This is a genomic window from Neobittarella massiliensis (ex Bilen et al. 2018) (assembly GCF_900289145.1).
GTDB classification, from domain to species: Bacteria; Bacillota; Clostridia; order Oscillospirales; family Ruminococcaceae; genus Neobittarella; species Neobittarella massiliensis.
This window is the reverse complement of the sequence record NZ_OKQO01000010.1, coordinates 67361-84717: the sequence shown is the minus strand read 5'-3', so window position 1 is coordinate 84717 and position 17357 is coordinate 67361. Positions and strand designations below refer to the sequence as shown.

General features: G+C 63.6%; 13 protein-coding genes. 10 read left to right on the top strand and 3 right to left on the bottom strand.

All coding sequences use genetic code 11. The annotated features are described in order from the left end of the window. On the bottom strand, nucleotides 1-423 hold a 423-nt coding region (locus C6Y32_RS13820; RefSeq protein ID WP_207204837.1), incomplete at its 3' end, for a neutral/alkaline non-lysosomal ceramidase N-terminal domain-containing protein. Nucleotides 424-575: 152 nt separating this feature from the next. Further along, a complete protein-coding gene (locus tag C6Y32_RS13815) occupies nucleotides 576-857 on the bottom strand; it encodes a CD3324 family protein (RefSeq protein ID WP_105205862.1) in 282 nt (93 codons plus the stop codon). 365 nt (nucleotides 858-1222) lie between these two features. On the opposite strand from C6Y32_RS13815, the gene spoIIR reads away from it, so the two are divergent. Next, entirely contained in the window at nucleotides 1223-1837 is a 615-nt protein-coding gene (gene spoIIR / locus C6Y32_RS13810; RefSeq protein ID WP_164998297.1) for a stage II sporulation protein R, read from the top strand. Nucleotides 1838-1954: 117 nt separating this feature from the next. Next, nucleotides 1955-2518: a biotin transporter BioY gene (locus C6Y32_RS13805; RefSeq protein ID WP_105205860.1), complete on the top strand. Its 564-nt coding sequence runs from the start codon at nucleotides 1955-1957 to the stop codon at nucleotides 2516-2518. 92 nt (nucleotides 2519-2610) lie between these two features. Here C6Y32_RS13805 and C6Y32_RS13800 read toward each other — a convergent pair whose 3' ends face one another. Beyond that, nucleotides 2611-4569, bottom strand: coding sequence for an elongation factor G (locus C6Y32_RS13800; RefSeq protein WP_105205859.1), 1959 nt, complete (start codon nucleotides 4567-4569; stop codon nucleotides 2611-2613). A gap of 186 nt (nucleotides 4570-4755) precedes the next feature. Between C6Y32_RS13800 and C6Y32_RS13795 the strand changes: the two genes are divergently transcribed. The 8 genes from C6Y32_RS13795 to rplT all read left to right on the top strand — a co-directional run bounded on the left by C6Y32_RS13795 (nucleotide 4756) and on the right by rplT (nucleotide 15921). After that, nucleotides 4756-5685 carry a carbohydrate kinase family protein gene (locus C6Y32_RS13795; protein WP_105205858.1) on the top strand — a complete coding sequence of 310 codons (930 nt, stop codon included), beginning with the start codon at nucleotides 4756-4758 and terminating at the stop codon, nucleotides 5683-5685. Between the two features lie 114 nt (nucleotides 5686-5799). Next, a complete protein-coding gene (locus C6Y32_RS13790) occupies nucleotides 5800-6318 on the top strand; it encodes a pyridoxamine 5'-phosphate oxidase family protein (RefSeq protein WP_105205857.1) in 519 nt (172 codons plus the stop codon). Between the two features lie 312 nt (nucleotides 6319-6630). Beyond that, a complete protein-coding gene (locus C6Y32_RS13785; RefSeq protein ID WP_129589460.1) occupies nucleotides 6631-9939 on the top strand; it encodes a PD-(D/E)XK nuclease family protein in 3309 nt (1102 codons plus the stop codon). After that, nucleotides 9929-13522 (top strand): UvrD-helicase domain-containing protein, encoded by a 3594-nt coding sequence (locus C6Y32_RS13780; RefSeq protein ID WP_105205855.1) that lies wholly within the window; start codon nucleotides 9929-9931, stop codon nucleotides 13520-13522. Before C6Y32_RS13785 ends, C6Y32_RS13780 begins: the two co-directional genes overlap by 11 nt. Before the next feature lie 34 nt (nucleotides 13523-13556). Beyond that, the gene (locus C6Y32_RS13775) at nucleotides 13557-14399 is read left to right on the top strand and encodes a putative RNA methyltransferase (RefSeq protein ID WP_105205854.1); all 843 of its coding nucleotides are present in this window, start codon (nucleotides 13557-13559) and stop codon (nucleotides 14397-14399) included. 308 nt (nucleotides 14400-14707) lie between these two features. Beyond that, nucleotides 14708-15232, top strand: a complete 525-nt coding sequence (infC, locus tag C6Y32_RS13770; protein ID WP_105205853.1) for a translation initiation factor IF-3 — start codon at nucleotides 14708-14710, stop codon at nucleotides 15230-15232. A gap of 20 nt (nucleotides 15233-15252) precedes the next feature. Then, on the top strand, nucleotides 15253-15450 hold the full coding sequence (gene rpmI, locus C6Y32_RS13765; RefSeq protein WP_105205852.1) for a 50S ribosomal protein L35: 198 nt from the start codon (nucleotides 15253-15255) through the stop codon (nucleotides 15448-15450). Nucleotides 15451-15567: 117 nt separating this feature from the next. Further along, nucleotides 15568-15921 (top strand): 50S ribosomal protein L20, encoded by a 354-nt coding sequence (rplT, locus tag C6Y32_RS13760; protein WP_105205851.1) that lies wholly within the window; start codon nucleotides 15568-15570, stop codon nucleotides 15919-15921. Nucleotides 15922-17357: the final 1436 nt, after the last annotated feature.

The following is a 17357-nucleotide window of genomic DNA, read 5'->3' as shown; positions in this document are numbered from 1 at the left end:
CCGCACCACCGCCCAGGCGCCGGCGGCGGGGGCCAAGTCTTGCAGCGCCGCCCGGGCGGCGCCGGATACCTGACGGCACAAAAAGCGGTAGTAGGCGGGCGCGGCGGCACAGTCGGGGCCGGAATGGGTGTGGCTGCAGCAGAGCATCACCTGGCTGCGCGCGCAGCACAGCAGCTGGGCCAGCTCGTCGCGCAGGCGGTCGCCCAGCTGCTGGGTGAGCCCCAGCAGGTCCAGCGTTACCAGGCAGCAGCGGTCGCCGTCCTGGTCAAACAGCAGCACCTGGGCGACCAGGGGTTCCAACACGCCGCGGGAAGTATCGTCCTCCCGGGTAAAGCCGATGAGCTGTACCGGCATAGTGGGGGTGATATCGGCGGCGGCATAACCCACCTGCACGGCGCCGGTAGGGGTGTGGGCAGTCATCATAAGTCCCTCCTGTCATGTGCTGAGACCAGTATAGCACTGCCGGCGGCCCTGCGGGCTGCCCCGTTTGCCGCGGCGGTATTTGGTGCACAAAAGAGCGGGCGGGGCCGCCCTGCCCCCGCCTGCTCTTTTGATGCGATCTGAAAGAATGCCGCTCAGCGCCCGCCGCGGGGCTGACCGGCGCGCTCCAGCGCCCGGGATACCGCCCGCACCGACAGCGCGTACTGCGCCGCCAATGCCCGCACCGAAGTGCCTTGCCGGTACAGCGCCGCCAGCTGCCGGTCCCGTGCCGCCAGCAGCGCCCGGGTGTTGGTCCCGCTGCCCCAGGGGCGGCGGCCGGTGGCGGGCACGTACAGGTACCCGCCCTGTATATACTGCTGCAGCGCCGCCAACAGCGGCGGCGGCAGCACATCTTTGGCGTTTTGATAAGCTCTCATATTTTGCGCGCTCCCTGCCTCTTGCGTGGATATCGGATCTGGCAGGGGCCGACGCCGGGCGGCAGTTACTCCACACAGACGCCGCCCGGCGCTGTCCCCGTGTGGAGGTAGCTGCTGTTGTCGCGCTTTTTGTTGTCCTCTGGCCGCATGAGTCGTCTCCTTTTGGCGGGGCCGCCGGGCGGCCGCTGATGGGGCGGCACCGGGCCGCCTGTCTACCACTTCTATTATACGGTGATCCGGCGGCGCTGCCAAGGGGGTAGAGGGGCCGCGCCACATGCCATATTTTTCCACACATAAACTGCATACGCCGGGGAATGGCCGCCCATACTCGTGGTACGACGAGATCAAAAAAGGAGCGATTTCCCATGAAAAGAAGACCGGGTAAAATAGAGTGGGTGCTGGCCCTGACGCTGGTACTGTGTTGCCTGTACAGCGCGGTGTACGCCCAGTCGGGCGCCGAGCAGAACATCCGCCAGAACACGGTGCGGCTGCACATCTTGGCAAACTCCGACAGCGAGCGCGACCAGGCCCTGAAGCTGGCGGTGCGCGACGAGCTGCTGGCCCGCTCGGACGAGTGGTTTGCCGGTGCCGCCAGCAAAGAGCAGGCCCTGCAGGCGCTGCGGCAAAAGCTGCCCCAGATCGAGCAGATCGCCGGCGAGGTGCTGCGGCAAAACGGCTGTGACCTGCCGGTGCAGGCCAAGATCGTAGAGATGGATTTTGCCGCCAAGGAGTACGAGGACACCGCCACACTGCCCGCCGGCACCTACGACGCGCTGCGGGTGATCATTGGGGACGGGGAGGGCCACAACTGGTGGTGCGTGATGTTCCCGCCGCTGTGCGTGCCCACCGCCAGCGAGCAGACCACCCTGACCGTATACGGCGAGGACGGCGCCAAAGAGGTGGCCCCCGGCGGCACCATCCAGGTAAAATTCAAACTGGCCGAGTGGTGGCAAAAGCTCACCGGCCAGGAGGAGCGCTGATCCCCGGCGCACAGCATTGTAAACCTTTGTTTAAAATATAGTTGACAATACCGGCGGCAACAGCTATACTAGCCTTGTTTACCAGTTATAAAATTTAGGTTGACAGGAGCGAGAGAAATGACTTCTGCGAGAAGAGGTTCTGTACAAAAACTGGTGCTCTGCGCCATGATGGCCGCCATTACCGCCGTGTGCGCCCAGGTGGCTATCCCCATCGGGCCGGTGCCCATCAATCTGGCCATGCTGCCGGTGTTCGTGGCCGGCGGCCTGTTGGGGGCCGGCGCCGGCGCCGTGAGCCAAACGGTGTACCTGCTGGTGGGCCTGCTGGGGGTGCCGGTATTCTCGGGCTTTTCGGGCGGGCCGGGCGTGGTGGTGGGCCCCACCGGCGGCTACATCGTGGGCTATATCGCCGCCGCCTGGCTCACCGGGCTGCTCGTCGGCCACCTGGCCGTGAGAGAAAATGGCAAGCTGCGGGTGCCGGTGGTGGTGCTCGCTATGGCGGCTGGGCTCGCCGCCTGCTATACGCTGGGCACCGCCTGGTTCTTGGCGGTCACCGGCGCCGGGCTGTGGTACGCACTGACAGTCTGCGTCATCCCGTTTTTGGCCGGCGACGCGCTGAAGATCGCCGTGGCCACCCTGCTCGTCTGCCGGCTGCGGCCGCTGCTGGCCCGCACCGGACAGTGAGCGGTCACCCCCGGCGCCCGATCGTAAAAAGAGAGCTGCGGCCCATGCCGCGGCTCTCTTTTTTCTCGCTCTCTCTCGGGTACTGGCGGCGGTCAATCTTTTATGTGTATCATGGCCGGCACCTGGTCCCACTTTACAGCATAGCCGGCGCCTTTGGCACAGAAGATCGAGTCGGAGGTGTTCTCGGTATCGCGCACCTTGTCGTAGCCGATGGCGTCGATGATGGGGCCGGGATCGGGTACGGGGCGGTAACTGTCTACCTGTAAGCTCATGCTGCCCTGGCCGCTGGTGTAGGCCGCCAGCTGCGGCGGGTAATCCATAAACCCGGCCACCGGGCACAGCCCCTGTACCTGCGCGTCGCCGCCGGCGGTCTCGGGCGGCAAAAAGCTGCCTCCCACCTTTTGCACGTCGGCCAGCAGGCGGCCCAGGTGTGCGGCCGGCAGCTGGGCGGTAAAGCGGTATACCGGCTCCAGCAGAACGCTCTCGGCCTGCTCCAGCCCCTGGCGGATAGCCCGGTAGGTGGCCTCGCGAAAATCGCCCCCCTCGGTGTGCTTGAGGTGGGCCCGCCCCCGCAGCAAGGTGATATGCACGTCGCACAGCGGCGAGCCGGTGAGCACGCCTTTGTGGGTGCGCTCAAAAACGTGGGTGCGCACCAGGTTCTGGTAGTTTTTGTCCAGCAGATCCAGCGGGCAGGCGCTCTCGAAGGTGATCCCGCTGCCCGGCGCCCCGGGGGCCAGGCGCAGGTGTACCTCGGCGTAGTGGCGCAGCGGCTCAAAGTGGCCGTAGCCGACCACCGTGTTTTTTATGGTCTCGCGGTACAGTACCCGGCAGGGGCCAAACGCCACCCGGGCGCCAAAGCGCGTGCTGAGCTGCCCGGCCAGCACCTCCAGCTGGATGGGGCCCATGATCTGCAGCTGCAGCTGTTCCAGCTGGGGGCTGTACTGCACCCCCAGCAGCGGGTCCTCCCGTTCCAGCAGGCGGCACAGCTCGGCGGCTCTTACCAGCGGCAGCCCGTCTTGCGGCAGCACCGCTACCTGCAGCGCCGGGGTCACGGTGGGGGCCAACGTGTCGGCCGCCCAGCCGACACCGTCGCCCGGCCCGGCCCGGTGCAGGCCGGTCACCGCCACCAGCTGCCCGGCGGTGGCCTGCGGTACACTGTGCGACTTTTCGCCGCTGAATAGCCGCAGCTCTCCGCATTTTTCCTCGAACTCGCCGTGGGCGGTGTGCAGGTACAGGGGCTGCCGGGGCCGCAGCGTGCCGCTCAAGAGCTTGATGAAGGTCAGCTGGCCGCGGGTGGGGTCGCAGCGCACCTTTTGCACCCGGCCGCCCAGCGGGGCGCTCTCGTTGTAGCTGGTGGTAAACAGCAGCGCCAGCCCGTGCAGCAGCGGCTCGATACCCGTGCCCTGCAGCGCGCTGCCGCAAAAGCAGGGTCGCAGCGCCCGGCTCTCTGCCAGCTGCCGGGCGGCGCGCAAAAAGTCGTCGCCGGTGGCGGTGCCGTCAAAGTAGCGCTCCATCAGCTGTTCATCCAGCGCCGCCAGCTCCTCGCGGGCAGTCTCGCTCAGCGCGCCGTCGGCGGCCAGGCTGGTGCAGTCGACCACCGCCCCGCCAAAGGCCTGCTGCAGCGCCGCCCGCACCGCCTGGGGGTCGGCCCCCGGCCGGTCGCACTTGTTTAAAAAGTAAAAGGTGGGCAGCCGGTATTTTTGCAGCAGCCGGCACAGCGTGCGGGTGTGCCCCTGAATGCCGGCGGTGCAGTCGACGAGCACCACCGCGCAGTCGAGCACCGCCAGCGCCCGCTCGGTCTCGGCGGCGAAGTCGGTGTGGCCGGGGGTGTCGACCAGCGTGAAGTGCTGGCCCTGCCACGAAAACTGGGCCTGGCCGGAAAATATGGTGATACCGCGCCGGCGCTCCTGCTCATCGCAGTCTAAAAAGGCGTTTTGGTGGTCCACCCGACCGCGCCGGCGCAGCGCCCCGGCGGCGTAGAGCAGCCCCTCACACAGGGTGGTCTTGCCCGCGTCGACATGGGCCAGCACCCCCACCACTTTTTCCATCATGCAGCGCCACTCCTCCCATCCCGCCGGCGCCCGGCCGGCAGGGTAAAATGCTGCAAGTATTATACTGCTTTTGGGTTAAAATCACAAATCTGTAAAAATCGCAGTGGGGATGATTGACAAAAACTGTATGCGTGTTATGCTGAAACTGTTCAGTTTGTATGACTTTTTGTGAGGAGGATACTGGGGATGGAGCGGCAGAAATATGTGTTCGCCATGGGCGGCACCACCATCGACAATTACTATATGGTAGATAACTGGATCCAGCTGGGGGACAAGATCAGCTGCCAGTTCGTAGAGCGCATTTTGGGCGGGCCACAGCTCAATATGTCCTCGGTGCTGGCGGGGTACGGCGATAAGGTGTACTTTATGGACGCTATCCCCCGCAATGCCGACGGTGAATTCGTGATGCAGTCGCTGGCCGAGCGCGGGGTGGATACCAGCTGTGTGGTGCGGCAGGAGAACTGCAAAAACAGCGAGGGGATCCTGTTCGTCTCGAAGAGGGAGGGAGACCGGGCCATCTTTTTGGAGCAGAGCTACTGCGACCCTATCGAGCCGTCGGGCCAGATGCTGGAGCGCATCGAAAACGCCACCTATTTTTACACCATGAACCGCTATATCGGCGACGTGCTGCGCTCTACCGACTGCATCAAAAGAGCCCGCGCCGCCGGCTGCAAGCTGGTCATCGACGGCGAGGGCCACTACGAGGACCAGAGCAACCTGGAGCTCTTGCATATGGCCGATATCGTGCTCATCAACGACACCTCTTACGGGCGGTTAAAGGCCTGCATCGGCGCCGATCCGGCCGCCTCGCTGCTGGCCGACGCCGCCCAGGTGGTGGTGATGACCAAGGGCCCCGACGGCTGCGAGGTGTTTACCCGCGAGGAGCACTTTGCGGCCCCGGGCATCCCGGTCAAGGCCATCGACACCACCGGCGCCGGCGACACCTTTGCCGCCTCGTTTTTGCACTGCCTGCTGCAGGGCAAAGACCTGCGCTATGCGGCTACCTTCGCCAACGGCGCCGCCGCCCGTCTGTGCACCATCCTGGGCGGTGGCGGCGGTATCGCCCCCGAAGAAGAGGTGCTCGCCTTTATCCGCGACCACGGGGTGGCGCTGTGAGTACAAAACATGAGAAGTGGCGGTGGCGCGGCCCGCTGTAAGATGCGTACGCCCCAGATCATGTGGAAAAAGAACTTTATTGAAAGAAGATGACATTGGTATAAGGAGATAAAAATGTGTGCGTACGATCAGGCCATGAAGCTACTGGATGAACAGTTGGGTAACAGAGATCAGCTGATCTCGCTATCCACTATTGCGCTGGCCCCGTCGGCCAGTGGAAAAAGCCGCCCCGCTGCCCGTATCGTAGATGCGTATTATGAAGACGGCGCATTTTATGTTGTCACATCTGGCCGCTCAGATAAGATGCGTCAGATCGCGCAAAACCCTGAGGTTGCGATATGTGCCATCGTCGAGAACTTTACAGCCGACGGGATCGCTCAAAACCTGGGTTGGGTGGGTGAAAGCGAGAATGCCGAGATGTTGGCCAAACTGCACACGATATTTGCTGCGTGGTATGCCGATGCCAATAACGACAGTGACCCCAACACATGCCTGCTGCGCATTCGCCTTTTAAAGGGCACATGGACCGACGCACATAAGGGGATCAGGCATGAAATTGACTTCATCGGCAAAGCGGTGGGCGAAGTGCCGTTCCAAAACGATCTGGAAGAGCCATCTGCCGGGGTCCTGTGAGTGGGGTTTGAGAGAAAAGATAAAATCGGCGAATTGACGTATTGTACAGATGCGGTATATGGCAGTAGCTCTATCGGAGCTGCTGCCATTTTTTACGGCACCTCTCGGTCGAGTAGGGCCCTGACTGCCGCGATCTTTAAGCGCTGGGGCCATAGCTGCCGGTTGCGCAGACAGCGGCGCTCGTGGTATGCTACTGTAGATAGATCACCGGCTCTGCCGCCGGCGCGACACGGGTGCGCCGACTGGCCGCAGAGCCGCATTGCCGCTGCCGCCGCCGGGCGGCGGCACAGGACGAAAAGGGGAGGGATGACCGTGCTGAAACTGCTGCTGGGCCGGGCCAGATCGGGCAAGAGCGCCGAGCTGTTAGCGCGGGTAAAACAGCAGGTAGCCGCCGGGCGCCAGGTGATCTATCTGGTGCCGGAGCAGGCCTCGTACCAGACCGAGAGCGCACTGTTTTCCTCTCTCACCCGCGCCGAGTTTTCGCGGGTATCGGTCTGTTCATTCACCCGCCTGTGCGCCCAGATCTTTGCCAAAAACGGCGGTTTGGCCCTGCCGGACCTGACCGATGTGGGCGGTGCGGCGCTGATGAGCGTGAGTTTTGACGAGGTAAAAGACCAGCTGCACTACTACGACAGCCAGTCGATGGGGGAGGGGTTCCTCTCGGCGCTGCTCTCCGCCCGGCAGGAGCTCTATAATCTGGGCCTCACCCCCAAGCTGATGGAGGAAACCGCTCAGCTGGTGTCCGCCCCGGCTCTGCAGCAAAAGCTCGGCGATCTGGCGGCGGTATACACTGCTTTCGACAGCCTTATCGACAGCGCCTACGCCGACGAGACCGAAAAGCTGTATCGCGCCGTCGAGCGCCGCGGCGACTTCTTTGCCGGCAAAGCGGTGTTTGTGGAGGAGTTTACCGGTTTTACTAAGCCCCAGACCGACCTGCTCACCGCAATTTTGCGCGATTGCGACAGCCTGACGGTAGCCCTAACCTGCGATGAGCTGTACCCCCGCCGCGCCGCCGGCAAAGACGCCTTGTCCCCCTTTTGGCCGGCGGTGCAGACCGGGCGGCGGCTGCTGGCTGTGGCCAGAAAGTGGGGCGTGCCGGCCGAAAAGCCCAAGGTGATGCGCGCCGACGGCTTTGTAGGCGACGGCCCGCGGCAGATGGAGCGGGCGCTGGCCGGCCACCGCCCGGCGGCGGTGCGCGACGGCACGCTCACGGTGATGTCTGCCGCCACCGTGTTTGAGGAGTGCGAGGCGGTGGCCGCCAAGATCGCCCAGCTGGTGCGCCAGGGCTACCGCTACCGCGACATCGCGGTGATGGCCCGCAGTGCGCAGGACTATGCCGTCCCCATCCGCCAGGCCTTCGCCGCCCGCGACATCCCCTACTTTTTAGATGAGAACCAGCAGGTGTATGCCAAGCCCACGGTCACGCTGTGCCTGCATCTGCTCAGCTGTGCGGTGCGCGGACTCACGCCCGAAGACATCTGTGCGATCGCCCGCGAAGGGGTGCTGGGCGCCACCGAGGAGACGATCTGCGACTTCGAGGATTACCTCTACACCTGGGACCTGCGCGGCAGCGCCCTCAAAGAGCCCTTTACCCGCAGCCCCGGCGGCTTTGGCGGGCAGATGACCGCGGCCGAAAAGCAGCAGCTGGCCCGCATCGAGGCGCTGCGGGCACAGGTGGTAGGGGCGGTGCAGACCTTTGCCGGCGCCTGCCGCCGGGCCACCGGCGGCGACATCGTCAAGGCGCTGTTTGCCGCCTTTGGGGCGCTGGGCACCGGCGAGCTGGGCCAGCAGAAGATCGAGCAGCTCGAGGAGCTGGGCGAGACCCAGCTGGCCGACGACTTTGTGGCCCAGTGGGATGCGGTGATGGGGGTGCTCGACGAGCTGTACCTCACGCTGCGCCGCACCCCCATGAGCGTCGAGCGCTTTTTAGAGGTGCTGCGGCTGTCGCTGCAAAAATGTGATTTTGGCACGCTGCCCCGCAGCCTGGACGAGGTGTTGGTGGGCAGCGCCGACAAGACCCGCCCGGCCGGCATCAGGGTGTGTTTTGTGGTGGGGGCGGTGTTCGGCTCTTTTCCGCTGCAGGAAAAAGATACCGGCCTGCTCAGCCAAAAAGAGAAAAACGCGCTGGTGGCCGCCGGGGTCGATTTTCTACCCGATACCGAGCAGGATATCAGCATCGAGCTGGGCCACTGTTACAGTGCGGCCACCGCCCCTGCAGAGGTGCTGTACATCAGCTATTACACCGGCAGTCTGGCCGGGGAGGAGAGCCGCCCCAGCGAGCTCGTCGAGACTGCCCGGCGCATCCCCGGCGCCGGTGCCGCCACCGCCCGCCAGGTGCTGCAGGAGGCCCCTCACAGCCCCCATACCGCCTTTATGGCCCTGTGCCAGAGCACGGACCAGCCGGCGGTGCAGGCGGCGCTGCAGCAGGCGCTGGGGCCCGGCTATACCGGCCGCATCGACCGGGTGCTGGGCGCGCCGCAGCAGTTCTCGTTTCACCTGGACCCCGCCGAGAGCCGGCTGCTGTTCGGCAGCCGGCTGGGCCTGTCGCCCACCGGGCTGGAGCAGTTTGAAAACTGCCGCTTTTCCTTTTTTTTGCGGCGGGGCCTGCACATCGCCCCCCCGCCCAAAGGGGAGATCTCGCCGCTGGAGACCGGCAGCTTTATCCACTACCTGCTCGAGCAGGTGCTCTCGCGCTTTGGCCGCGGCTTCCCCGCCGCCGGCACCGACGAGATCGCCGCCTGCGCGAGGCAGGTGGCCGACGAGTACGTGGCCCAGAGCCTGGGGCGCGAAAACCTGACGGCCCGGCAGCAGTATCTGCTGCAGAAGATACAAAAGAACACGCTGCTGCTGTTGGGGCACCTGCAAAAAGAGCTGGCCCAGTCGCTGTTTTTTCCCCAGGGGTTCGAGGTGCCCATCGGCGCCGGCAGCGACATACCGCCGCTGCGGGTGAGTGCCGGTGACGGCACCGTGGTGGAGGTGTCGGGCACCGTGGACCGGGTCGACAGCTGCCAGCTGGACGACCGGGAGTACCTGCGGGTCATCGACTACAAGTCCGGCGGCAAAGCCTTTGCGCTGGAGGATGTGTACAGCGGTCTCAACATGCAGATGCTCATCTACCTGTTCGCCCTGTGCGAGCACAGTGGGCAGCAGCCGGCCGGTGTGCTGTACATGCCCGCCTCGGTCGACTACACCAGCCTGGAGCGCGAGCCGTCGCCAAAAGACGACCAGCTCTTTGGGAGCACGCTGCAGCAAAAAGGGCTGGTGCTCTCTGACCCGGCGGTCATCACCGCTATGGAGCGGGAGGTGGCCGGCCGCTATATCCCGGTCACCGCCAAAAAAGACGGCAGCTTCAGCCAGTACTCCCGCACCGCCAGCGCCGAGGAGTTCTCGCTCATCCGCGGCCATATCGAGCACACACTGCGCCAGCTGGCCGACACGCTGCACCGGGGCGATATCGCCGCGCTGCCGCTGCGCCACGGCCAGTTTTTGCTCTGCGACTACTGCGACTACCGCCGCGTGTGCATGCGCGAGGATGACGACCCGGCGCGCAGCTGCCCCAAAATAAAGACCGATAAACTGTTTTTCGAGCGCCTGCGAGAGGAGGAGACCGATGGCCGCTAAGCGCAGATTTACCCCCGCCCAGCAGGCGGCTGTCGACGACCGGGGCGGCACGCTGCTCATCTCGGCGGCCGCCGGCTCGGGCAAGACCTCGGTGCTCACCGCGCGGGTGGTGGCGCTGCTCTGCGACGAGCAGTGCCCCCGCGACCCGCAGAGCATGCTCATCGTCACCTTTACCCACGCCGCCGCCGCCGAGATGAAACAGCGCATCTATCAGGGCCTGGCCGACAAGATCGCCAAAGACCCGCAAAACGCCTTTTTGCGGCGGCAGCAGGCGCTGGTGGGGCGGGCGGATATCTGCACCATCCACGCCTTTTGCCTGCGGCTCATCCGCGAGCAGTTTTCTTCTCTGGGCCTGCGGCGCGATTTTTCCCTCTGCGACGACGCCCAGGCCAGATTGCTCAAAAAAGAGACGGTGGCCCGGCTGCTCGACGAGAAGTACGAGCGCGCCGAACCCGGCTTTTTGGCGCTGAGCGAGCAGATCGACGCCCAGCGCAGCGACCACAAGCTGGGCGAGGTGGTGCTCGGCCTGCACGACTTTTTCGTCTCCCACCCCTACCCCGAACACTGGTGCCGCCAGATGCTCGCCGCCTTTGCCGCCAGCGGGGAGGACTTCTCTGCCAGCCCCTGGGGCATACAGCTTTGCCAGAGCGCGGCGGCGCTGTGCGAGGACCTCTTGCAGACCGTCGACCGCATGCGCCGGCAGAGCGCCGAGGACGGGGTGCTCTACGCCGCGCTCGACGACCTGTTTTCGCAGGATGCCGCCCAGGTGCGCACCGTGTGTCAGGCGGCCCGCTCCGGCGACGTAGAGGCGCTGCGCCAGAGCCTGCTGCAGCTGGGTTTTGCCCGCTTTGCCGCCCCCAAGGGCTACGCCGACGACCCGCTCAAAAAACAGCTGCAGCAAGACCGGGACAAGCTCAAAAAGGCGCTCAAAGACTTTTTGCAAAAGCGGCTGCCCCGCTCGCTTGAGCAGCACGCCCAGGATGTAGAGGCCCAGCTGCCGGTGCTGCGCCAGATGTACGATCTGGTGCTGGAGTTCGACGCCCAGCTCACCGCTGAAAAGCGCGCCCAGAACCTGCTGGAATTTTCCGACCTGGAGCAGATGGCCCTGCGGCTGTGCACGGTGCGCGACGGCGACACCATCCGCCAGAGCGACTGGGGAGAAAAGCTGGCCGCCGACATCGACTTCATCATGGTCGACGAGTACCAGGACACCAACGACGCCCAGGACGCGCTGTTTTTGGCCCTCTCAAAAAACGGCGGCAACCTGTTTATGGTGGGGGATGTAAAGCAGTCGATCTACCGCTTTCGCCAGGCCCGACCCGAGATCTTCATGCAGAAAAAACGGGCCTTCTCGCCCTACGACGGCGTCCACTACCCGGCGCTCATCAATCTCGACCGCAACTTTCGCAGCAGCCGCGACGTGACCGAGACGGTCAACTTCTTTTTCTCGCGCCTGATGAGCCTTCAGGTGGGAGAGGTGGACTACCGCGACGGCGAGGCACTGGTGTGTGCCGGCGGCTACGACAAATTCGACCTGGATACCGCCACCGAGGTGGCGCTGATCGACTGCTCCGACCCCGCCGCCCCAAAGCCGGTGGCCGGCCAGGCCCAGCAGTCGCTGTTCGGTGCGCCCCCAAAAGAGGACCCGCCCCCCTGCGAGGAGACCCGCACCCCCGATGAGCAGGAGGCCGACTGGGTGGCCGCCAGGATCGCCCAGATGGTACAGGACGGCTTTTTGGTGCGCGACGGCGACGAGGTGCGCCCGGCCCGCTACGGCGACTTTGCGGTGCTGCTGCGCTCGGTCAAGGGCAAGGCGGGCACCTATATCCGCCGCATGAAGCTGGCCGGAGTGCCGGCGGCGGGGGAGGGATCACAGGGGTTTTTGACTCAAAAAGAGGTGGTGATGGTCAAAAACCTGCTGGGGGTGCTCAAAAACCCCAAAAACGATCTGGCTCTCACTGGCTGTATGCTCAGCCCCATTTTCGGTTTTACCCCCGGCGAGCTGGCGGCCATCCGCGCCGGTGCGCCCCCGGCGCCTGAGGGCGCCCGCCAGAGCTTTTACAGCATGGTGCTTTGCTGCCGGGGCCAAAAAAAGGTGGATGATTTTCTCTCGCTCACCGAGCATTTCCGCCGCCTGAGCGATCTGCTCTCGGCCCGCGAGCTCATCGAGCGAATCTACGACGCCACCGACCTGCCGGCCATCGTGGGGCAGCTGTCCCAGGGCCGGGTGCGGCAGGAGAACTTAAAGCTGCTGCTCACCTACGCCCAGCAGTTTGGCCAGTCGGGCTCGGCGCGCGATTTTCTCGCCTATCTCGAGCGTATCGAAGAGCAAAAAGGCGACCTCAAAGGCGCACAGGGCCCCGGCGGGGAAGACGCGGTGTCGGTGCTGAGCATCCACCGCTCCAAAGGGCTGGAGTTCCCGGTGTGCTTCGTCTGTGACCTGGGGCACCTCTACAATTTGAGCGATATCCAGGGGCGGTGGCTGCTGTCGCCGGCGCTGGGCTTTTCGCTGTACCGGCGGCGCGAGCACTTTTTACAGCACAGCACTCTGTGCCACGAGGCGGCCCGCCTGCAGCAAAAGGCATCCACCATCAGCGAGGAGATGCGCATTTTATACGTGGCCATGACCAGGGCCAAGCAAAAGCTTATCCTCACCATGCACAGCACCGACCCCCAAAACTGGCTGCTGCGGCGCCACCGGGCCGGCACCTCGCCCTACGCGGTGTCCGAGAGCCGCTGCTTTGGCGACTGCGTGCTCTCGGCGCTGGCCGACTGCAGCGGTGCCGACAGCCTGTTTGCCGGGCTGGGGGTGGTGTCCCAGTGGCAAAAGCGGTGCGGTTTTGGGCTGGTGGCAAACAGCTGCCGCGCCCCCCAGCCGCCGCAGCCGGCATCGGCGCCGCATCAGGCGCAGCCGGCCGCGCCCGATGCGGCGCTGGTCGCGCAGCTCAAACAGCAGCTGGCCTACCGCTACCCGCTGGCGGCGCTGGGGCAGGTGCCGGCCAAGGTGTCGGTATCGCAGCTGGCCAAGGGGCGCAGCACCCGCCTCAACACCCGTCCGGTATTTACCTATCAGGGCGGGCTCACGCCGGTACAGCGGGGAAACGCGCTGCACAAGTTCATGCAGTACTGCAGCTACCACCGCGCCGCCGCCGACCCCGCCGCCGAGATCGCCAGGCTCAGGGCCGAGGCCTACCTGCACCCGCAGGAGGCCGACAGCATAGAGCCCGCCAGCGTGGCCGCCTTTTTTGCCAGCGACATCGGCGCCGAGATACTGGCCTGCCAAACGCTGTACCGCGAGCTCGACTTTTTCACCGCCGTAGACAGCGGCGAGATCGACCCGGCCAGCGCCGGGCTGGGGGCGCAGGTGCTCATTCAGGGCGTGGCCGACTGTGTGCTCGACCGCGGCGACGGGCTGTGGATCATCGACTATAAGACCGACCGGGTAAAGGCCGCCGACCAGCTGGCCGAGCGCTACCGCACCCAGCTGGAGGTGTACCCCCGCGGCATCGGCGAACTGCTGGGCAAGCCGGTCACGCGGCGGGTGCTCTACTCTTTTTACCTGGGGCAGAGCGTCGACGTGTGAGGCGTTGCCGGCTGTGTTTTGAAAGGACTGTATCATGACTGTATTTTGCTGCCCCCACTGTGGCGGGGCGCTCACCACAGCCGGCGGCAGCGCCCGCTGTGCGGCCGGCCACAGCTTCGACTTTGCCGGCAGCGGCTACTTAAACCTGCTGCCGGCCACCCGCCGCCACTCCAAAGATCCCGGCGACAACCGGCAGATGGTGGCGGCGAGGGCCCGTTTTTTGGCCGGCGGCAGCTACGACGTGCTGGCTGATGCGGTGGTAAAACAGCTGGCCGACCTGGTGCCCGCCGGCGGTGCGGTGCTCGACGCCGGCTGCGGCGAGGGTTACTTTACCGCCGCCGTGCGCACCGGGTTGCCGGGGGCCGGCTGGGTGGGGGGCGTCGATATCTCTAAAAGCGCGGTGGCCCGCGCCGCCCGCCGCCACAAGGGCTGCCGCTTCGCGGTGGCGGGGGTGCACGCGTTGCCGGTGGCAGATGGGAGCCTGGCGGCGGTGACCAACCTGTTTGCCCCCCACGACGAGCGCGAGTTTTGGCGGGTGCTGCAGCCGGGGGGCCATCTGCTGGTGGCCGCCCCCGGCCCCCGGCACCTGTGGGGTCTCAAACAGGCCCTCTACGAAACCCCCTACCAAAACCCACCTTTTGCCTACCGGCCCGCCGGCTTTTCGCTGTGCCGGCAGACGGCGGTGACCGCTCAGCTGCAGCTTTCTGACCCCCAGCAGATCGCCGACCTGTTCGCCATGACCCCGTATTGCTATCGCACGCCGCCCCAAAAGGCAGAGGAGCTGCTGGGGCGGCAGCAGCTGGATACCCCCATCGAGTTCGTGCTGGCGCTGTACCAAAAGCTGCCGCCCGAGGAGGAAAAAGGCGGCTGTCTTTAAATACAGGGATTGACATTTTTCGCCCGGTGCGGTATCCTCGACCGGTACCCGCTTTTTTGAGCCGCCCATCCGGCGGTGCCCGGCGGGGGCCCGCCCGCGCGTCCAAAGCGAAAAAAGCACTTGACAGGCCGCTGATAGTCTGTTACACTAGTTTGGAAAACAAAGTAGAACAACATCTGCCGTTCTCACCCATGGCTAACGGGTCATGTGGTCAATAGTCGAGAAAGCCCCACAGCGGGTGTATCTTTGCGATTTGGCGCGGCAACACGGTGTTGTCGCGCTTTTGTAATTTTGTGCTTTGGAGGTGTATGAGCATAGCTAAAAAAGAACTGCTCATCAACGGGAGTATTCGTGAAAAAGAAGTCAGGACCATCGATTCCGACGGCAGCCAGCTGGGCGTTTTGCCCACCAGGCAGGCGCTGTCCATGGCCTACGACAAGGACATGGACCTGGTGATGATCTCGCCGGGCGCCCAGCCCCCGGTCTGCAAGATCATGGACTACGGCAAGTATCGCTTCGAGCAGTCCAAGCGGGACAAAGAGGCCAAGAAAAAGCAGAAAGTCATCGAGAACAAAGAAGTCCGCATGGGCCTGAATATCGACACCCACGATCTCGAGACCAAAGTCGGCCAGGCGACCAAGTTTTTGTCGGCGGGCAATAAAGTCAAGGTATCCATCCGCTTTCGCGGCCGCGAGCTGGCCCACAAAAACCTGGGTTTCGAGCTGATGGAGCGCTTCACCACCCTGTGTGAAGAGGTGGGCACCATCGACAAACCGCCCAAAATGGAAGGCCGCAGTCTGGTGGCATTCTTTTCCGCCAAAGCAGCAAAGTAAAATTTTTAGGAGGACGTATCATGCCTAAGTTAAAAACTCATACCGGTGCCAAAAAGCGCTTTAAACTCACCAAAAACGGTAAGGTGAAACGCGGTCACGCTTTCAGATCCCACATCCTCACCAAAAAAGATACCAAAAGAAAACGCGGTCTGCGCAAAGCGGCCTACGCCGACGAGACCAACGCCAAGATCATCAAAAAATTACTGCCCTACAGCTAAGCGCCGGCGCTTAGAAAAAGGGATCGCCACGGCTGCAGGCACGGTGCTGCCTGGGCTGGGGTTTTTGCGCGTCGGCACTGCCGGCCATCTACAGACATAACGCAGGAGGTTTTCAATATGGCTCGTATCAAGAGAGCGACGATGACACATAAAAGACGCAAAAAGGTGCTGAAACTGGCCAAGGGTTACTTTGGCGGCAAGAGCAAGCTGTTTAAAACTGCCAAGCAGGCAGTCATGAAGTCCGGCCAGTACGCCTACATCGGCCGCAAGCAGAAAAAGCGCGATTTCAGAAGACTGTGGATCACCCGCATCTCGGCCGGCTGCAAGGCAAACGGCATGAACTACTCCACCTTCGTAAATGGTCTCAAAAAGGCCGGTATCTCCCTCAACCGCAAAATGCTGTCGGAGCTGGCCATCCACGACCCCGCCGCTTTCACCTCGCTGTGCGAGAAGGCCAAGGCCGCTATCTAAAAAAGCTACTTTTACGCCCGGTCTTTGGACTGGGCGTTTAGCTTATCGCGCAGTAACCCACTGCTTTCAAGATAAATAGGTGGGTATGGGCGCCTGAGGAAGTGGCGCGATAAGCGATGAAAGAATCTCTGTTCGGGCCATAGGTCCTCCTATCGCCCTAAGGGCGATAACGCGATTCTTTCTGCTGGATATCTGATGGCCTGACGGTGACCCGCTGATTTGTTTATAAATGGGTGGGTGCCGGTGCCTGGGGAAGTGGCGCGATAAGCGATGAAAGAATCTCTGTTCGGGCCATAGGCCCTCCTATCGCCCTAAAGGCGATAACGCGATTTTTCTGCTGGGTATCATCTGATGGCCTAGCGGTGACCCGCTGATCTCCTATAAATGGATGGGTGCCGGCGCCTGGGTAAGAGGCGCGATAAGCGATGAAAGAACCTCTGTTCGGGCCACCGGCCCTCCTATCGCCCTAGGGGCGATAACGCGATTCTTTCTGCTGGGTATCTGATCGCCTGACGGTGACCCGCTGATCTCCTATAAATGGATGGGTGCCGGCGCCTGGGTAAAAGGCGCGATAGGCGATGAAAGAATACCTCTCGGGCCACCGGCCCTCCTATCGCCCTAGGGGCGATAACGCGATTCTTTCTGCTGGGTATCATCTGATGGCCTAGCGGTGACCCGCTGATCTCCTATAAATGGATGGGTGCCGGTGCCTGGGGGAGTGGCGCGATAGGCGATGAAAGAACCTCTGTTCGGGCCACCGGCCCTCCCGCCGAGCTTATCGCACCGTTACCCATTTATATGGTATCAAGCCGGGGGGTATCAGCACCTAGGGCAGCAGTGCGATAAGCGATGAAAGAATACCTCTCGGGCTACCGGCTCTCCCGCCGAGCTTATCGCACCGTTTCCCATTTATATGGTATCAAACCGGGGGTATCAGCACCTGGGGCAGCAGTGCGATAAGCGATGAAAGAATACTTCTCGGGCCACCGGCCCTCCCGCCGAGCTTATCGCACCGTTACCCATTTATATGGTATCAAGCCGGCGGGTATCAGTACCTAGGGCAGCAGTGCGATAAGCGATGAAAGAATACCTCTCGGGCCACCGGCCCTCCCGCCGAGCTTATCGCACCGTTACCCATTTATATGGTATCAAGCCGGGGGGTATCAGCACCTGGGGCAGCAGTGCGATAAGCGATGAAAGAATACCTCTCGGGCCACCGGCTCTCCCGCCGAGCTTATCGCACCGTTACCCATTTATATGGTATCAAGCCGGCGGGTGCCGGCGCCTGGGTAAGAGACGCGATAAGCGATGAAAGAATACCTCTCGGGCCACCGGCCCTCCCGCCGCGGAGCGGCAACGGTATTCTTTCCGTCCTCGGTGTGTTTCGGCGTCCGCAGGGCTCGCTGATAGTCCGGGGAGGGCTTTGGCGCGAACTG